The sequence below is a fragment of the Georgenia sp. genome (genome assembly GCF_054605595.1).
In genome coordinates, this window is the sequence record NZ_JBTSDU010000011.1 from 14,990 (window position 1) to 30,037 (window position 15,048).

Below are 15,048 nucleotides of genomic sequence, written 5' to 3' on the forward strand. Positions count from 1 at the left end.
GCCGCCTCACTCCGCCGCGTCGAGCGCGCTCTGGAACGCTTCCTGGAACACCTCGGTGGGCTGCGCCCCGACGATCGGCTGTCCGCCCAGGATGAAGATCGGGGTGGAGGTGGCGCCGAGGTCGAACCCGAACTGCTGGTTGGCGGCGATCACCTGCGCCGTCTCCTCCGAGCCCAGGTCGGCGGCGAACTGCTCGGTGTCCAAACCGAGTTCGCCCGCCAAGGCGACGAGGGCTTCCTCGCTCAGCTCGCTCTCGGACCTGCGCTCCCCGTCCTCGAACAGGGCGTCGTGGTACTCCCAGAGCGCCCCCTGGAGGGCGGCGGCGTACGAGGCCCGCGCTGCGCGCTCGGACGCGGGACCGAACACGTTGATGTCGCGCCACTCGATCCGCAGATCCCCGGCGTCGACGTGCTCCATCATCGACGGCAGTGTCTGCTCGCTCCACCGCGCGCAGAACGGGCACTGATAGTCCGAGAACACCACCAGCACCACCGGCGCATCCACGGGCCCGGCCGCGAGCAGGTCCGCCTCGTCCCTGGTCTCGGCCGCAGACAGGTCCGGTTGCTCGGGGTTCTGCACCTCCGTCGGCGCGCCGCTATCCGACGGCGAGCCCCCCTCCTCGGCCGTCGTGCCACTCCAGTTCACCGCCACGATCACGGCGATCAGGACAGCAGCCAGGGTCAACACGGCGACCGGCACGATTAGTGACGACCTCGAACGGTTCGACGGTTTCGGGCGGTTCGTGGTCTCGGTGGGCATAGGGATTCTCCTGTCACTGTCGCGGGCACCGACCTCTACTATCTCAGATAGTCGACTATGCGTGGTAGTCGAGTCGTGTCAGAATGGGTTCCATGACCTCTCCCACGACTCGATCCCGCCAGGGCATCGGCGAAAGCTTCCGGTTGGCGGTCCAGGCGCTTCGAGGGTGGACGGGCAGGCAGGTGCTGGCCGCGATCGCTGCCTCGGCGGTTGTCGCGGTGGTGGTCGGGGTGGCGACGGTGCTGATCCCCAACCCGCTGTTCGGTCGAGACATCCCGCCGGTGTGGTGGAACTATCCGGTGTGGCTGGTCACCTCGGTGCTGTCGGGCATGCTGGTCGCTACGTATATCCGCCCGTACCGCGCCGCCGCGGACGAGCAGCAGGCGAATGCGGTCAGCGAGGACGGCGCCGCCACCGACGCGGCCGATGAGGCGCAGGCTCGGCGCAGCAGCCGGATGGGAATGGCCGGCGGCATCCTGGCGTGGTTCGCGGTGGGGTGCCCGGTGTGCAACAAGCTGGCGCTGCTGGCGCTGGGGTACTCGGGAGCGATCACCTGGTTCACCCCCGTGCAGCCGTTCCTCGCGCTCGGCGCGCTGATCCTGACCGGCGTCGCACTGGTGTGGCGACTACGCGGGCAGGTCGCTTGCCCGGTCCGCCCCGAGCCGGTGGCGGCTGTGCGATGAAGGCCGCCGATGGGCGCTCCGGCGACCTGCTGCGCCTGGGGGCGTTGGAAGCGCAGGTGATGGACGTGCTGTGGGACCACGGCCCGGCTACCGTGCGCGAAGTGATCGAGCACCTGCCCTCCGACCCCGCCTACACCACCATCGCGACCGTGCTCACCAACCTGGATCGCAAGCGCCTGGTGACCATCACGAGGCAGAACCGGTCCACCCGGTACGGCGCCAAGATCACCAGGCACGAGCACGCCGCGGGGCTGATGGAGCAGGTGCTGGAGGCTAGCCGCGACCGGGCCGCCTCGATCCTGCAGTTCGTGGACTCGATGCCCGAGAACGACCTGGACCTGCTGCGCGACTACCTGGAACGCCGCGACCGGGGAGACATGCCATGACCGCGGGCATCCTCACGATGGCTCTGTGCACCGGACTGGTGGCATTGGCGGTGTTCGGGCCGTGGTTGCTGCGGCACGCTGCCCCCGCCCTGGTGCGCGTCCCGCGCTTGGCGATCGTGGTCGTCGCCGGCGGCATCGGGGTCTGGCTGGTCACGCTGCTGGCGATCGGCCCGGTGCTGGCCTGGGCCGGAGCCGGCCCCGCGCTGCTGCCCGAACGCGCGGCCGAGGTCTGCCAACGGTGCCTGACCGCCGCGAACCCGTTCTCCGCCGACACCACCGAAACCCTGATCCCCGCGGTGCTGCTGCTCGCCCTGCCGGTGGCGCTGGCCCTTGCTCTGGGAGCAGGTCTTGCCCGCCAGATGGTTCGGCGCAGCTCTCGCTCCCGGGACGCCGCCCGCACGCTGCTGCACGGCGCGCGGCGGCAGCTCCTTCACGGGCACGAGGTGGCACTGGTCGACGCCGAGCACCCGTTCGCGCTTACCTTCCCCGACCGTCACGGCGGGATCGTGCTCTCCACCGGCGCGGTGCGCGCGCTGGGGCCGGGCGAGCTGGCCGCCGTGCTGGCCCACGAGCACGCCCACCTGCACCAACGCCACCACCTCATCACCGCGCTAGTGGACAGCATCGCCGCCTACCTACGGTGGGTGCCGCTGATCCGCGCTGTCGCCGACGCGCTGCCGCACTACCTGGAGATCGCCGCGGACGACCAGGCCCGCCGTCACGCAGGAACCAGGGCGCTGGTCAGCGCCCTGGTCAAGCTCGGCGAACGCACCCACCCCGCCATGCCGCAGCACTCCTGCCCTGTCGCCTTGCACGCCGCTGGTCCCGAACGCATCCGCCACCTCGTCCACCCCAGCGCCGGGCTGGCAGGCGCCCTGCCCGCCGTCGCGATCGCCGCATACCTGGTCGGCATGGCCGCCCTTGCTGCCCTCGTCCATCTGCCCTACGTCTCAGCCGCCCTCACCGGCTGCACCATCTGACCCTGCCGGAAACCAAGAGAGAACACCAAACAATGAATGAGAACACTCGTGAGGTGATCCTGCACGTGGCCGACGACCCCGCCGACGTGCAACGGGCGCTGGACGCCGCCGCCGGACTCCACGCCGCCGGCCTGGGAGTGCGGGTGCGGGTGATCGTCAACGGCCCGGCTCTGGCCGGCCTGACCGGCACCGATGCCGTCCAGGTGCCCGAGCACACCGAGGTGGCCGCGTGCAGCGTCGGGCTCGGACGGCGCGGCATCGACCCCGGCGAGTTGCGACCCGAGGTCGGCACGGTCCCCTCCGCGGTCACCGCGATCGTCCATGCGCAACTGGCCGACGCCGCCTACATCCGCATCTGACCGGACCAGAAGGTGGCAGATGGAGCGCCGATGAGGACCATCGGGTTGCTGCACGGGATGAGCAGCGTCGCGACGGTGGACTACTACCGCCGGATCAACGACCGCGTGAACGAGCTGCGTGGCGGGCACGAGCGAGCCGAGCTGGTGCTGTCCAGCGTGAACTTCGGCGTCATCGAACGATGCGTGCGCGCCGAAGCCTGGGATGAGGCCGGACAGTATCTGGCAGGCAAAGCCCGGGGCCTGCAGCGGGCGGGAGCGGACTTCATCGCCTGCGGGAGCAACACGATGCACCGAGTCGCGCCCGTCATCGAGGCGGCGATCACCGTCCCATTCCTGCACATCGCCGATGTGGTCGCGACCACAGCGACCGACATCGGGGTGACCCGGCTGGGACTGCTCGGCACCGCGCCGACGATGGAACAGGACTTCTACCGGAGAAGACTCGAGCGAGCGGGCTTCACTGTGCTGCCCCCCGGAGCCCGTCGACCGGACCACGGTCGATCAGATCATCTTCGACGAGCTGACCAGACACGTGTTCCGGCCTGAGTCTCGGGAGACCTACATCCGGGTCATGACAGACCTCCACGCGGCCGGGGCCGAGGCGATCGTGCTCGGATGCACCGAGATCATCCTCTTGGTCGGCCCCGACGACGTGCCGGGACTGCCGCTGCTTGACTCGACCACGCTGCACGTCGAAGCCATCGTCCAGACCGCGATGTCCCGCGGCTAAGCCGCCCCACAGCGGGTCCGCCGCGCCGGGACGAGCCGGTCACCGGCGCTGGAGGAGAAGTACCCCGTCGGTCAGCTCGGCGGCCTCGCCGGAAGGGGCGGTGGCGTGTCGGGTGTGCGTCTGGATGCTCAGGACGAGCCAGTCGTGCTCGTTGAGGTTCAGCTCCACGAACTGTCGTGCCGGGCTGGGAAAGCTGTGCGCGGGATGATCCGCGGCGTCGACCCAGGGTGGGAGTGCGGCGTGGGAGAGGACCACGAGGTGACCGCCGGCGCGCACCGTGGTGGCTGCGCGTTGCAGGATCGCGATGCGCGGGAGCGGGACAGGCGAGTGCAGGAAGCTGGCGGTCATCAGATCGTAGGGGCCGTCGTCCGGCTCCCACCGTGCCAGGTCGGCAGTGACGAACCGGGTGGCCGCGCTGGCCTGTTGACGCTGAGCCTCGCGGCGTGCGCGGGCGATAGCGGTGGCGGAGATGTCCACGCCGGTGACGAGCCAGCCCTGGGTGGCGAGCCAGATCGCATCGGCGCCCGCCCCGCACCCCAGATCCAGCGCTTTCCCCGGAGCCAAGTGCTGCACAGCGTTGACCAGGCTAGGGTTCGGGCGGCCCGACCACACGCGCTCGGCGTCCCGGTAGCGGCCCTCCCAGAACTCCTGAGGATTCTGAGAGGGCGAGTCGTGGCGCGTGGCGCCTGTCATCGTCCGAACAGGCGGGCGAAGAACCCGCTCGTCGCGGCTGCCTTCTCCTTCTCCTTGTCGTGTCCGGGGCACCACTGGCCCGCCGGCACGGTGCGCTTGACCTCGGCGATGTGCTGGCCGCAGCCGGCCCAGGTGGTCTTGCCGCAGGTCTTACAGGTCACAGCTCGGCACATGGATTGCTTCTTCCTTCGAGGGCTGGCTGTCGGTTGGTCGTGAGGATCGCTCGTTCAGGCGAGCGTGAGGAACAGCTTCTCCAGCTCCTCGGTGGTGATGTCGTCGGCACGGTTGGTGCCGTCGGGGTCGGCGATGCAGTCCTTCATCGCGGTGGAGATGATCGCGAACCCGGCACGGTCAAGCGCCGAGGAGACCGCCGCGAGCTGGGTCACCACCTCCCGGCACGACCCGCCGCCTTCGACCGCGTCAATGACGGCGTTGAGCTGGCCGCGGGCGCGGCGGAGCCGGTTGAGGATGCGGCGCTGGGCGTCGGGGTCACTCGTGGACATGAGAACTCCTGTTCGGGACGGGGGCGCTCGTCAGGTCGACGTGCTGCCGGGCATCGGGGATGTCGAGTGTGTGCTGCGGCGTCTGAGGCTGCCGACGAGTGGTGAGCCAGCTCGTCGGGCATGTTCCAGTGACCGCCATGACCGCGATGACGGTGGCCATCACGCCGGCGGCTACCGCGATCGCCGGGTCCGTCGACAGCATGGATGCACCGAACGCGCCGACGATCAGGGCGACGGCTCCACGGCTCAGCCGCCCCCATACGCCGGCGCGGCATGCCGGGGCGCAGGTGAGCTGTCGGTCAGACATAGGCGAAACTCCTCTGACTGTCAGGAACGTCGTCGAGTGGGTGGTCGGCCCAAAAGCCCAGGATCGGCACCGAGCTCTCCTCGACCACCCGGGTCGGGTTCCCTCGCCTGATCTCGGTCGCGCCCATGACTCCACTATACCCCCGGGGGTATCGCGATCTCAACTTTGTCATCGCAGCGTCGCGAACGAGGTCTCCGCGACAGAGGCAAGCGGACTCTCCGGACGGTTGTGCAGCGCCCGCCGATCGCTCCTCGCGCAGCCCACTCCTCTCGGACCGCGTGGGCCGCAGAGGTCACGAACCGGGCGGGAGGCGGCTACCCCACGGCGGCCGGCGAAGACAGGCTGAACCATACGACTATGCTAGATAGTAACTATCATGGATAGTCGAACATGAGGTTGGTCAACGTGCGGAACGGGGTTCGGAGCATGCGGGAGACAGTCGGACGGAGTAAGCCACCGCCGCGGCGCTGGCATGGGTTCCTCAGCGCGGCGGCGGGGACGGTCCTCGTCCTCGCTGGCGGGGCGCTGCTGGTAGGCCTTCTCGCCGCGCCGGAGCGGGTCGAGTATGTGTACGGGACGGTGAAGACGGCGGTCACGGGAAGCATCCATGCCGCGCGGGAGGACGCGTTCGGAGACCTGCCCACCGTGGACTTGGGCGCCACGGGTGGCGTGCACGAACTAGACGGCTGCGACGGAACGTTCACGGAGATGAGTTCCTACGAGCGGGAGGGCGTTCCGCCGGTATGGGCAGCTCACAACAATTGTCAAGGCGACGTCCTGCTCCCCTGGGAGATAGGCCAACGGGTGCAGGTCGAGGGTAGCGATCAGGTGTATCAAGTGGTTGATATCCGCCACACGCCAAAGACCTGGGCGACCACCGATGACCTACTTGGCCTCGACGGTTCATTCGCCTTGCAGACATGCTTCTACGGCGAGGACCGGATGAAGTTCGTTGGGCTCGAACCGGTCGATTAGTCGCGGGATTGTCGAGACCCGCCCGTCGCGCAGTCCTCAGCGCGGTCCGTCTGGTGCCCGCGAAAGAGGTGGTCAGGAATCCCATCCCAGGAATGCGGTTGATGAGCCCGAATCGGTCGCGGCGTCGAACCAACACGAGTCCTGCAGTCTCCGCGGTTTCGCACCCATCCTCGCCCGGAACCGCATCACCGTCCAGCCGGTCGGGCCGTTGGCCTACGACTGCGTTCAGGTCATCGTCGTTCGCGATGGAAGCGCTATCCTGTTTAGCGAGTTCAAGCAGAAGCTGGTCAAGTTTGGGGACGTGATTCTCCTGGGGGCCAACACACTGCTTGGGGGTGAGCCCGAGGGTCGTGCAACTGTGACGACGGTCTATCTCGACACCGACTACTTGATTGACCAGATTTTCTGGCAACACGTCGGCATATTACGGGACCGCCTCGACGCGCAGTGCTTTGCCGAGACTATGTATGCCGAGCCTGCGCAGGTACTTCATATCGGCGAAGATCGAGCGGGTATGCTGATGCCGCGTCTCGATGAGCTGGTTGCTCTCAGTATCGATGGCCGATTCGCGGAGAACTTCAATCGAATGCAGGCATTGTGGTTCAGCATCGCTCATGTCGTGACTCCCTTTGTCAAGACCTCACCGATCCGTACATCCCCGACGCAGCGCGCGACCGCGATACCCTCCCTACCTCGTGTTCGTCGGTTTGCGCCATTGCGCACAGAAGCGCGCAAGGTCGCTGAACTCTTACGGACGGACCCGGCGCGGCGTTGGTCCGTGTCGGACTTGGCAGATGAAGTACATCTGTCGAAGTCACAGGTCAACCGCATCTTCGTTGAGGCGTACGGGAAGTCACCGATCGCTTACCTGACCATGCAGCGAGCCGAGCGGATGGCGCATCTTCTACGCACGACGTCCCGCTCTGTTGCGGCGATCGCTCAGGAGGTGGGCTGGAGCGATCCTGACTTCGCCGCTCGCCAGTTCCGCCGCGGCGTCGGCCTTACTCCCAGCGACTACCGGACGATGCATCGGGTGACGTCCACGCAAGTGGCCGGGTGAAGGACGCATCTGTCCGGGTGATAGCCGCGGGATCGGTGGCCGCAGGCCCCAGGGCCAGTTCCGATCCGGTAGGCCGGTAGAGACTCGTCGGGTTCGTCGCGGAGCTGACGGTCGCCAGTCTTGTTCCGTCGTCCGTCTTGTCTTCCTGATCCGCCCGGCGTACCTCGCGGTCGCACGGTTGCTCCCACTCGGAGTGGCCCTGGCGGAGGGAGGTCAGGCGATGGCTGCGAACGAGGACAAGCAGGCGGCGCGGCAAGTGACGCTCGATGCGCTGGAAGAACGCATCGTGCGTTCGGTCGAGGAACTGGTGTCGGGCGATGACTGGCGGCGTGCGATCGAGTTCGCCGCGAGGTTCCGGACCCGCTCGTTCAACAACACGCTGTTGATCTGGGCGCAGCATCTCGAAGCCTACGAACAGGGCCGGGTGCCGACACCGACGCCGACCTGGGTTGCCGGGTACAACGACTGGCAGAAGATGGGCCGCTGGCCGGAGAAGGACGGCGGCTATCGGATTCGCGGTCCGGTCAAGGCGAGGTTCGCATCGGCGACCCCGCGCGATCCGGCGTCGTGGCGGCGGCTCGGGAAGTGGGAGAAGCCCCGACCGGGCGAAGTCGTGCGCAGGCGGATCGTCAGCGTCGTCCCGGCCTATGTGTGGGACGTGTCGAGGACGCACGGCGCACCGCTTCCCGAGCTGCCCCGTCCGAGGCTGCTGGAAGGCGAAGCCCCGGCCGGGCTGTGGGAGGGCCTGACCGAGCAGGCGGAGTCGCTGGGGTTCGAGGTGCTGCGGATGCCGCGCGACCGCATCGAACGGGGCGCGAACGGCTGCATCGACTTCGAGACCCGGCAAGTGATGGTCTGCGCGGACATGGACCCGGCCGCGCAGGTCAAGACCCTCGCGCACGATCCGTTGACCGCACCAAGTAGTGCTGGACAGGCTGTTTCGGCCGTGGTGTGCTGACGCGCCACGCCGGTCGAGCGTCGGGTCCGAGGTCTTCTGGGTTGGTCGTGCTGCTCTCGGCTTCTTCGATGAATGGGGCTGTGACGTGAAAGAGCTTGAACGGGCGATCGTGTCTCGGGACGTGACGTCGCTGGAGGTGTCGCTGGTGGGCCGGGTCGCGGAGGTCGGTGATCCGGCCCGCGTGGTGCTGCTCGACGCTGCCGGTGAGCCGGTGGGTGAGGTGAGTGATTTCTTCGCCTCGATGCTTGCGTCGGGCGCGAGTCCGGGGTCGTTGCGTTCGTACGCGATGGACCTGCTGCGCTGGTGGCGGTTCCTGGCGGCTATCGAGGTGTTGTGGCAGCGGGCGGGGCGGGTCGAGGCGCGCGACTTCGTGCTGTGGATGCGGCTGGTTGGCCCGCCCGGGCGTTCTGTGACCTATGCGCCGGCGACGATCAACCACGCGCTGGCGGTGATCAAGATGTTCTACGCGGATCGGCAGGTCGCCGGCGACGGGCCGTTGGTGAACCCTGTGCCGGACGCGGAGCACCGCCAGGGGCGGCGGGTTCAGGCGCATCACAACCCGATGCAGCCGTTCGTGCCGGGTCGGCGCGCGCCGTTGCGGCAGAAGCTGCCCGAGCGGGTGCCGCGGTACCTGTCCGACGTGCGGTTCGACGACCTGTTCGCTGCCATGGTCTGCGATCGTGACCGGGCGCTGCTGGCGTTCTACGTCTCGACCGGCGCCCGCGCCTCGGAGCTGCTCGGTGTGACGGTGGACATGGTCGATCCGGGTGCGCAGCGCATCGGGGTGCGGCGCAAGGGATCAGGGCGGTTGCAGTGGCTCCCGGCATCGGCGGACGCTTTCGTCTGGCTGCGGCTCTACGAGCAGCAGGTGCGTCGTCCGGCTGGTGAGAAGGCGTTGTGGCTGACCAGGCGGATGCCGGTGCGGGCGCTGACCTATCCGGCGGCGCGGCGGATGCTGCAGCGTGCCAACGACTCCCTGGGCACGGGGTGGACGCTGCACGATCTACGTCATACCGCCGCTCAGCGGATGGTCGACGACCCAGGTCTGTCGCTCAGCGATGTCCAGTGGGTGCTCGGCCACGAGAACATCACCACCACCCAGCTGTACCTGCGGCCTCGCGAGGCCGACGTGGTGGCCCGGGTGCTCGGTCACCACCGCGACCGGGCCGAGCCGCCGGTCCGGTCCGCTGCGCCGGTGGACGGCTCGGGCTACTCCGCTGAGGTCCTCGCTCTGCTGCTGGGTGGTCAGGCTCGTGACTGAACGCGTCGATCCTGGCCCCTACCTGCAGAAGGCCGCGCGCCCGTCGCGGCGCCCGGCGGCGAACAACGGGGCGCTGCGCCCGAGGTCTGCGACGCCCTCGCAGCCGCCACCGCAGATCGCCCGGCCCACGCTGTGGCCCGCGACGCAGATGAGCTACGAGGAAGTCATCGGCACGGTCCGGGAGATGGAACGACCGGTGAGCGGCGGTGAGAAGGATCTGCGCCGCCGCGTCCATGGTGTCGCCCTGCTGCTCGAGTGGCTCATGGCGTTTCCTGGGGAGTCGTGGCAGCAGCGGTGGCATGCCTCGAACCTCGACGAGGCAGGCAAGCGGTGGACCGACCAGATGGCCCTCGAAGGTGGTGGTGCGGGCGGGAGGCGGAACACGTTCACCGGGGCTGCCGGGCGGCTGATCGTGCTTGACGTCATCCGCCCGGACTACTCATGGTTGTACTGCGCCGTGGCACACACGGTGGTGTTCGACCGGTTCCGTGAGCTGCGGGATCCCGACGGGTTCGCCGTGATGGAGAAGTTGTGCGAGGCGAACCCGCGGCTGCAGTCGAACGACCGGCGCCACGCGATGATCCAGCTGACGCGGATGCTCATGCACAACGGCGGGCGCCTGGCGGACATCACGATGGTCGACTGTCTGGAGGCCTACCACGCCCAGCACGGCAACAACGCCCGGCAGCACTCCCACTGGTATGCGCTGTTACGCGAGGCGGAGATCCTGCCGGCCGACAGCCAGCCGACGATCTACGCCGCCTCGCTCAGGGGCCCGCTGACGATCGAGGAGATGGTCGACCGCTACGACGTCCAGTGCCGCCCGGTCCGTGACCTGTTCGTCGCCTACCTGCACGAGCGTCGCCCTGGGATGGACTACAACTCGATCCGGTACCTGGCCTCCAAGCTCGTCCTGCTGTTCTGGCGGGACCTGGAGATCCACGAGCCCGGCATCGAGTCGCTGCACCTGAGCGATGAGGTCACCCGCCGGTGGAAGCAGCGGCTCGCCGGCGTCGTGCAGTACGGCAGCAACCGGATCGGGCAGAAACGGCAGGACCCCTACACGATCCTGATGGCAGTACGTGCGTTCTACGCGGACCTGTCCCACTGGGCACTGGAGGACCCCGCCCGCTGGGCGCGGTGGGCTGCTCCGACTCCCGTCGATTCCCGGGACCTGGCAGGCATGAGCAAGATGATGAAGCAGTCCCGCTCGCGCATGCACCAACGCACCCGTGAGCTGGCGCCGCTGCTGCCACGGCTGGTCGAGGCCGCGACGCACCGCCGCAACCAAGCCCAAGCCCTGCTGGACGAGGCTCGCCAGACCGCTCCTGGTGAGGTGATCGACGCCGCGGGCCGGACCTTGCGGCGCGCGGTGATGAAGACGGACGCCCAGTTCGGCGGGTCCGGCCGCCAGGGCGTCATTTACGCCCTACCCGCCGACGGGTCCGGCAAGAAACGGAATCTGACCCTGGAGGCCGACAAGGCGTTCTGGACCTGGGCCTTCGTCGAGGTCTTCCGACACACCGGTGCCCGGATCGAGGAGGTCCAGGAGATCACCCACCGCTCGTTCGTCTCCTACACCCTCCCGGCGACCGGTGAGGTGATCCCGATGCTGCAGATCACCCCGTCCAAGACGGACAAAGAACGCCTCCTGGTCATCGGCCCGGAGCTAGCCGTCGTGTTCGCCGAGATCATCTCCCGGGTCCGCGACGGTCAGGAGCACATGCCACGGGTCAGCCGCTACGACGCCGCCGAACGTGAGCACAGCCCCGCACTGCCGTTCTTGTTCCAACGCAAGTGGGGAATCCGCAACACCACGATGACGAACTCCTTCATCATCGGGCTGCTCAATGACGTCGTCACCACCGCGAAGATCCAGAACACCGACGGCACCCCGGCCAAGTTCAGCCCGCACGACTTCCGGCGGATCTTCGCGACCGAGGCGGTCGCCTCCGGCCTACCGGTCCACATCACCGCCAAGATCCTCGGGCACGAGTCGATCGCCACGACCCAGACCTACATCGCGATCTACGACCAGGACGTCATCGACCACCACCGCGCCTTCATCGCCCGACGTCGCGCGCTGCGCCCCGCCGAGGAGTACCGCGAGCCGACCGACAGCGAGTGGGACGAGTTCCTCGGCCACTTCGCCAAGCGCAAGCTCGAGCTCGGGACCTGCGGACGCGCATACGGCACCGGCTGCCAGCACGAGCACGCCTGCATCCGATGCCCGATGCTGCGCCCCGACCCCGCCCAACAAGACCGGCTGGAACAGATCATCGCCAGCCTCGACGAACGCATCACCGAGGCCGAGGAACACGGCTGGAACGGCGAGGCCGAAGGACTGCGCACCAGCCTGGCCGCCGCGAACACCAAGCTCGTCCAGATGCGCCGCACCGCGACGAACCTCGGCATGCCCACCACCCGCCACGCAACGAGCCGACCCCGACCGTCGTCCTCGTGACCCCCACCGGGGCGGAGGGCCGCGCAGGACCCCACCCCGGTGACTTTCGCCCTTGAGCGGGCTTCTGTCGATGCTCTGTGGCGGCCTCTGCTCCGGGGCCGATGCGGGCAAAGCTGCGCTTGACCGATTTCTCGTAAGCCGATCCGCTTCCGGGACCCACACCCCAAGTTGCTCTCGCCAGCAACTGTTCCGCGTGTCGGTCGTCGTTCCCCTATGGGACTCGCAAGACCTTCACACCGGCCGGACGGCCGCTCAGTGCTGGGGCGGGATGTGGAAGTCGATGGTGTTGTCGCGCACGAGACCGTTCTCATCACCGACCGTGGCGATCCTGTACGGGTTGAGATTGATGGTGTCCCCCGCGTAGAGGGGCATCGATCCGGCGAGATCGAGTACTGAAGTTCCTTCGCCGCGGCGGATGGCGTTGATCCACTCCAGGTAGGGGTAGTGGTCGATGCAGAAGCGGGCAGCGATGGCGTGCATGGTGTCCCCGGGTGCCGCGACGTAGGCGACGGGCTGACCGTTCTCATCGTAGGTCGCCTCACCGGTCGCGCGCTCGATGGGGCCGACGTCGCGCAAGCTTGAGTACCAGTACCCGACGACGCGGTCCTCGGTGGCATTGGTCCGCGGCTCCAGACTGGGAAGCCCCGCACAACCATCCCCGCCTCGCTCCGGCACCATCGCCCTGCCATCGTCGACGACGTAGTAACCCTCAGGAACATCCTCGAACCCCGAAGACGGCTGCTCTGTCACTGTGTCGCTGCCGGCGGACGCCCAGGCCGTGTCGGTGTCGGAGGTCGGCTGGGGCGAAGCGGTCGCGACAGCGTCCTCGGTGGCCGGCGCCGACGTGGTCTCAGCTGACGGCTCCTCCTCGGGGCTGCAAGCCGTCACGGCCGCGATCGACAGCACCACGGCCGCCAGGGCGCAGGTCCGGGCCAGTGGACGTCCCTGGGTCGCCGCTGAACGCCTCATCCGCCGGTGAAGGCGTTGATCGCCAACGGAACACCGAGGTCGTCACAGGCGGCACCGAGGGCACCTTCGACGTCGTACCACTCGGGCGAGCGCACGCCAGTCGGCTCGGCGCCTGCTCCGGATGGCACGGCCGGCGCGATCTCCTGCAGCTCGGCGATCGCAGCGTGGACTGCGCTGTCCCCAGTGGAGGGCAGGCGGTCGAGCACGCGAGTTGCCAGTCGGTACCAGCCCTCATGCTCCTGCGCCTCCATGCGGCCGTCCGCGAGGCCCAGATCGGCGTTCTCCACGATCGTCAGCACATCGCCGAAGGCGTTGCAGATGGCGGCGTCATCCATGGTTTCGTCTGCTGGAGGCGCGGCTGGGGCAGGTGCCTGGGTTGCGTCCTGCGTCGTCTTGGTCTGCTCTGCGTGAGCCGCGCCGTCGGCGCTGCACCCACCGACAACCATGGTGCTGAGCACCGCCGCCGAAACTACTGTCCACCGTCTCGCTCGCATCTGTGCACGCTCCCGCTGATGACCTCTGGTCGGGTACCGATCATATGGGTTGGTAACCGTCCTCAAAGGGGCTTACGTCGACGGGTCCTGCGGTTAGGGCACACGGTTAGGGCGCAATCTCGACTCGCCCATTCCGGTAAGGACCCGCTCGCGGGACTTCAAGCTGGTCTCTCCGGCTGCCGTTCGTCGCTGGGCTTATGGGCGCTCTCGAATACCGAACCCGCGCGTGGCGAGAGCATCGACAGTGCCCCGCCATCTAGCGGCCAAAGCCACGCCACCAGGCCACGGCGCCAGCCGCGCACCTATCTCTCAGGAAACGCTGGGAGGCCCGATGCGCACCGACACACGCACGCTCGAGGAGAAGGTCGCCGACCGCTACGCGAAGCTCGACGCTATGCACGTCAAGCTCACGAGCGCCGTTGAACAGCTCGTCACCGGCGACGACTGGCGGCGAGCCCTCTCGTTCGCCGCCCGGTTCCGCTCCAGATCGTTCAACAACACCCTCCTGATCTGGCTCCAACACTCCACCGCGCACGACCAAGGGTTCGTCCCCGCGCCGACACCGAGCTACGTCGCGGGCTTCCAGCACTGGCGCACCCTGGGCCGGCACGTCATGAGGGGCCAGCCCGGCTACCAGATCTTTGCCCCCGTCACCGCTCGCATGGCCGGGCACGACGACGACCCCGGCTCCTGGCACCGCCTGGCCCGCGGTCACAAGCCCGAACCCGGAGAGACGGTCCGGTCTCGGATGATCGGGGTCCGGCCCGCATACGTCTGGGATCTGAGCCAGACCGACGGTGCGCCCATTCCCGAACCGCGTCCGGTCGAGCTGCCCACCGGCCAGGCGCCACCAGGTCTCTGGGACGGCCTAGTCACCCAGATCAGGGCACTCGGCTACGACCTGCGCCTGGTCCCTGACGCTCTTGGCGGCGCCAGCGGACGAACGACCTATGCCGAGCACCTCGTCGAGATCCAGGCTGACCTCGATCCCAGCGGTCGTACCGCCGTCCTGGCCCACGAACTCGCTCACGCCCTGCTCCACGCGCCCGGGCACGACAGCGCCCCCCGGGACGCCACCACACCCGAACCCGGACACGAAGGCCGATCCCCGCACCGCGGGATCCGCGAAGTCGAAGCAGACTCTGTCGCCTACATGATCTCGGCTGCGCACGGTCTGGACCTCACCGCCTGGACCGTGCCCTACGTCTCGGGCTGGGCAGCGTCCGTTCCCGGCATCAGTCCGGTCGAGGCCATCCAGAAGACCGCCGCCCGCGTCCGCTCGACCGCCGTCACCGTCCTCGACCAGCTCAACACCACACAGATCCCCGACGGTGCGCCGCCCATCCCGCCCACAGCGCCACCGGAACGTCCCAACCCGAAGCGCCGCGCCAGCAGAAGCACTACCCACCGCCCACCGGGAGTCTCGCTATGAGCCCGACAAGGATCACCTCGCGCTGGTGCAGAAAA

20 protein-coding genes are annotated in these 15,048 nt (G+C 68.2%); 12 read left to right on the forward strand and 8 right to left on the reverse strand.

What is annotated here, in order from left to right; translation table 11 throughout:
* Nucleotides 1-6: 6 nt before the first annotated feature.
* Nucleotides 7-759 carry a DsbA family protein gene (locus tag ACYC1Z_RS02745; protein ID WP_461408018.1) on the reverse strand — a complete coding sequence of 251 codons (753 nt, stop codon included), beginning with the start codon at nucleotides 757-759 and terminating at the stop codon, nucleotides 7-9.
* A 92-nt stretch (nucleotides 760-851) separates the two neighbouring features.
* On the opposite strand from ACYC1Z_RS02745, the gene ACYC1Z_RS02750 reads away from it, so the two are divergent.
* From ACYC1Z_RS02750 to ACYC1Z_RS02775, 6 genes are read left to right on the forward strand one after another with little or no spacing between them, the layout of a single operon-like run.
* Nucleotides 852-1,442, forward strand: coding sequence for a hypothetical protein (locus ACYC1Z_RS02750; RefSeq protein WP_461408036.1), 591 nt, complete (start codon nucleotides 852-854; stop codon nucleotides 1,440-1,442).
* Entirely contained in the window at nucleotides 1,439-1,828 is a 390-nt protein-coding gene (locus ACYC1Z_RS02755) for a BlaI/MecI/CopY family transcriptional regulator (RefSeq protein ID WP_036542093.1), read from the forward strand. Before ACYC1Z_RS02750 ends, ACYC1Z_RS02755 begins: the two co-directional genes overlap by 4 nt.
* Entirely contained in the window at nucleotides 1,825-2,808 is a 984-nt protein-coding gene (locus ACYC1Z_RS02760; protein ID WP_036542091.1) for a M56 family metallopeptidase, read from the forward strand. Before ACYC1Z_RS02755 ends, ACYC1Z_RS02760 begins: the two co-directional genes overlap by 4 nt.
* A gap of 32 nt (nucleotides 2,809-2,840) precedes the next feature.
* Complete coding sequence (locus tag ACYC1Z_RS02765; protein WP_036542089.1) at nucleotides 2,841-3,167, forward strand: hypothetical protein; 327 nt, start codon at nucleotides 2,841-2,843, stop codon at nucleotides 3,165-3,167.
* A gap of 30 nt (nucleotides 3,168-3,197) precedes the next feature.
* Nucleotides 3,198-3,713 carry an aspartate/glutamate racemase family protein gene (locus ACYC1Z_RS02770; RefSeq protein WP_461408019.1) on the forward strand — a complete coding sequence of 172 codons (516 nt, stop codon included), beginning with the start codon at nucleotides 3,198-3,200 and terminating at the stop codon, nucleotides 3,711-3,713.
* Nucleotides 3,700-3,897, forward strand: a complete 198-nt coding sequence (locus ACYC1Z_RS02775; RefSeq protein WP_461408020.1) for an aspartate/glutamate racemase family protein — start codon at nucleotides 3,700-3,702, stop codon at nucleotides 3,895-3,897. The genes ACYC1Z_RS02770 and ACYC1Z_RS02775 overlap by 14 nt, the downstream gene beginning before the upstream one ends.
* Nucleotides 3,898-3,936: 39 nt before the next feature.
* Here ACYC1Z_RS02775 and ACYC1Z_RS02780 read toward each other — a convergent pair whose 3' ends face one another.
* The 5 genes from ACYC1Z_RS02780 to ACYC1Z_RS02800 all read right to left on the reverse strand — a co-directional run bounded on the left by ACYC1Z_RS02780 (nucleotide 3,937) and on the right by ACYC1Z_RS02800 (nucleotide 5,527).
* Nucleotides 3,937-4,590 carry a class I SAM-dependent methyltransferase gene (locus ACYC1Z_RS02780; RefSeq protein WP_461408021.1) on the reverse strand — a complete coding sequence of 218 codons (654 nt, stop codon included), beginning with the start codon at nucleotides 4,588-4,590 and terminating at the stop codon, nucleotides 3,937-3,939.
* Complete coding sequence (locus ACYC1Z_RS02785; protein WP_169720974.1) at nucleotides 4,587-4,751, reverse strand: hypothetical protein; 165 nt, start codon at nucleotides 4,749-4,751, stop codon at nucleotides 4,587-4,589. Before ACYC1Z_RS02785 ends, ACYC1Z_RS02780 begins: the two co-directional genes overlap by 4 nt.
* 66 nt (nucleotides 4,752-4,817) lie before the next feature.
* Nucleotides 4,818-5,093: a metal-sensitive transcriptional regulator gene (locus ACYC1Z_RS02790; protein WP_026529653.1), complete on the reverse strand. Its 276-nt coding sequence runs from the start codon at nucleotides 5,091-5,093 to the stop codon at nucleotides 4,818-4,820.
* Entirely contained in the window at nucleotides 5,080-5,400 is a 321-nt protein-coding gene (locus ACYC1Z_RS02795) for a hypothetical protein (protein WP_028850586.1), read from the reverse strand. The genes ACYC1Z_RS02790 and ACYC1Z_RS02795 overlap by 14 nt, the downstream gene beginning before the upstream one ends.
* The gene (locus ACYC1Z_RS02800; RefSeq protein ID WP_461408022.1) at nucleotides 5,393-5,527 is read right to left on the reverse strand and encodes a hypothetical protein; all 135 of its coding nucleotides are present in this window, start codon (nucleotides 5,525-5,527) and stop codon (nucleotides 5,393-5,395) included. The genes ACYC1Z_RS02795 and ACYC1Z_RS02800 overlap by 8 nt, the downstream gene beginning before the upstream one ends.
* Before the next feature lie 263 nt (nucleotides 5,528-5,790).
* On the opposite strand from ACYC1Z_RS02800, the gene ACYC1Z_RS02805 reads away from it, so the two are divergent.
* The 5 genes from ACYC1Z_RS02805 to ACYC1Z_RS02825 all read left to right on the forward strand — a co-directional run bounded on the left by ACYC1Z_RS02805 (nucleotide 5,791) and on the right by ACYC1Z_RS02825 (nucleotide 12,118).
* On the forward strand, nucleotides 5,791-6,375 hold the full coding sequence (locus ACYC1Z_RS02805; protein ID WP_112266852.1) for a hypothetical protein: 585 nt from the start codon (nucleotides 5,791-5,793) through the stop codon (nucleotides 6,373-6,375).
* 208 nt (nucleotides 6,376-6,583) lie between these two features.
* The gene (locus ACYC1Z_RS02810; protein ID WP_164498149.1) at nucleotides 6,584-7,435 is read left to right on the forward strand and encodes a helix-turn-helix domain-containing protein; all 852 of its coding nucleotides are present in this window, start codon (nucleotides 6,584-6,586) and stop codon (nucleotides 7,433-7,435) included.
* A gap of 220 nt (nucleotides 7,436-7,655) precedes the next feature.
* Nucleotides 7,656-8,393: an ArdC-like ssDNA-binding domain-containing protein gene (locus ACYC1Z_RS02815; protein WP_461408023.1), complete on the forward strand. Its 738-nt coding sequence runs from the start codon at nucleotides 7,656-7,658 to the stop codon at nucleotides 8,391-8,393.
* Nucleotides 8,359-9,654: a tyrosine-type recombinase/integrase gene (locus ACYC1Z_RS02820; RefSeq protein WP_461408024.1), complete on the forward strand. Its 1,296-nt coding sequence runs from the start codon at nucleotides 8,359-8,361 to the stop codon at nucleotides 9,652-9,654. Before ACYC1Z_RS02815 ends, ACYC1Z_RS02820 begins: the two co-directional genes overlap by 35 nt.
* Nucleotides 9,647-12,118: a tyrosine-type recombinase/integrase gene (locus tag ACYC1Z_RS02825; RefSeq protein WP_461408025.1), complete on the forward strand. Its 2,472-nt coding sequence runs from the start codon at nucleotides 9,647-9,649 to the stop codon at nucleotides 12,116-12,118. The genes ACYC1Z_RS02820 and ACYC1Z_RS02825 overlap by 8 nt, the downstream gene beginning before the upstream one ends.
* A 252-nt stretch (nucleotides 12,119-12,370) precedes the next feature.
* Here ACYC1Z_RS02825 and ACYC1Z_RS02830 read toward each other — a convergent pair whose 3' ends face one another.
* Nucleotides 12,371-13,027, reverse strand: a complete 657-nt coding sequence (locus tag ACYC1Z_RS02830) for a hypothetical protein (protein ID WP_461408026.1) — start codon at nucleotides 13,025-13,027, stop codon at nucleotides 12,371-12,373.
* 56 nt (nucleotides 13,028-13,083) lie between these two features.
* The gene (locus tag ACYC1Z_RS02835) at nucleotides 13,084-13,545 is read right to left on the reverse strand and encodes a hypothetical protein (protein ID WP_461408027.1); all 462 of its coding nucleotides are present in this window, start codon (nucleotides 13,543-13,545) and stop codon (nucleotides 13,084-13,086) included.
* 367 nt (nucleotides 13,546-13,912) lie between these two features.
* Here ACYC1Z_RS02835 and ACYC1Z_RS02840 point away from each other — a divergent pair, with 367 nt between their 5' ends.
* A complete protein-coding gene (locus ACYC1Z_RS02840) occupies nucleotides 13,913-15,013 on the forward strand; it encodes an ArdC-like ssDNA-binding domain-containing protein (protein WP_461408028.1) in 1,101 nt (366 codons plus the stop codon).
* Nucleotides 15,014-15,048: the final 35 nt, after the last annotated feature.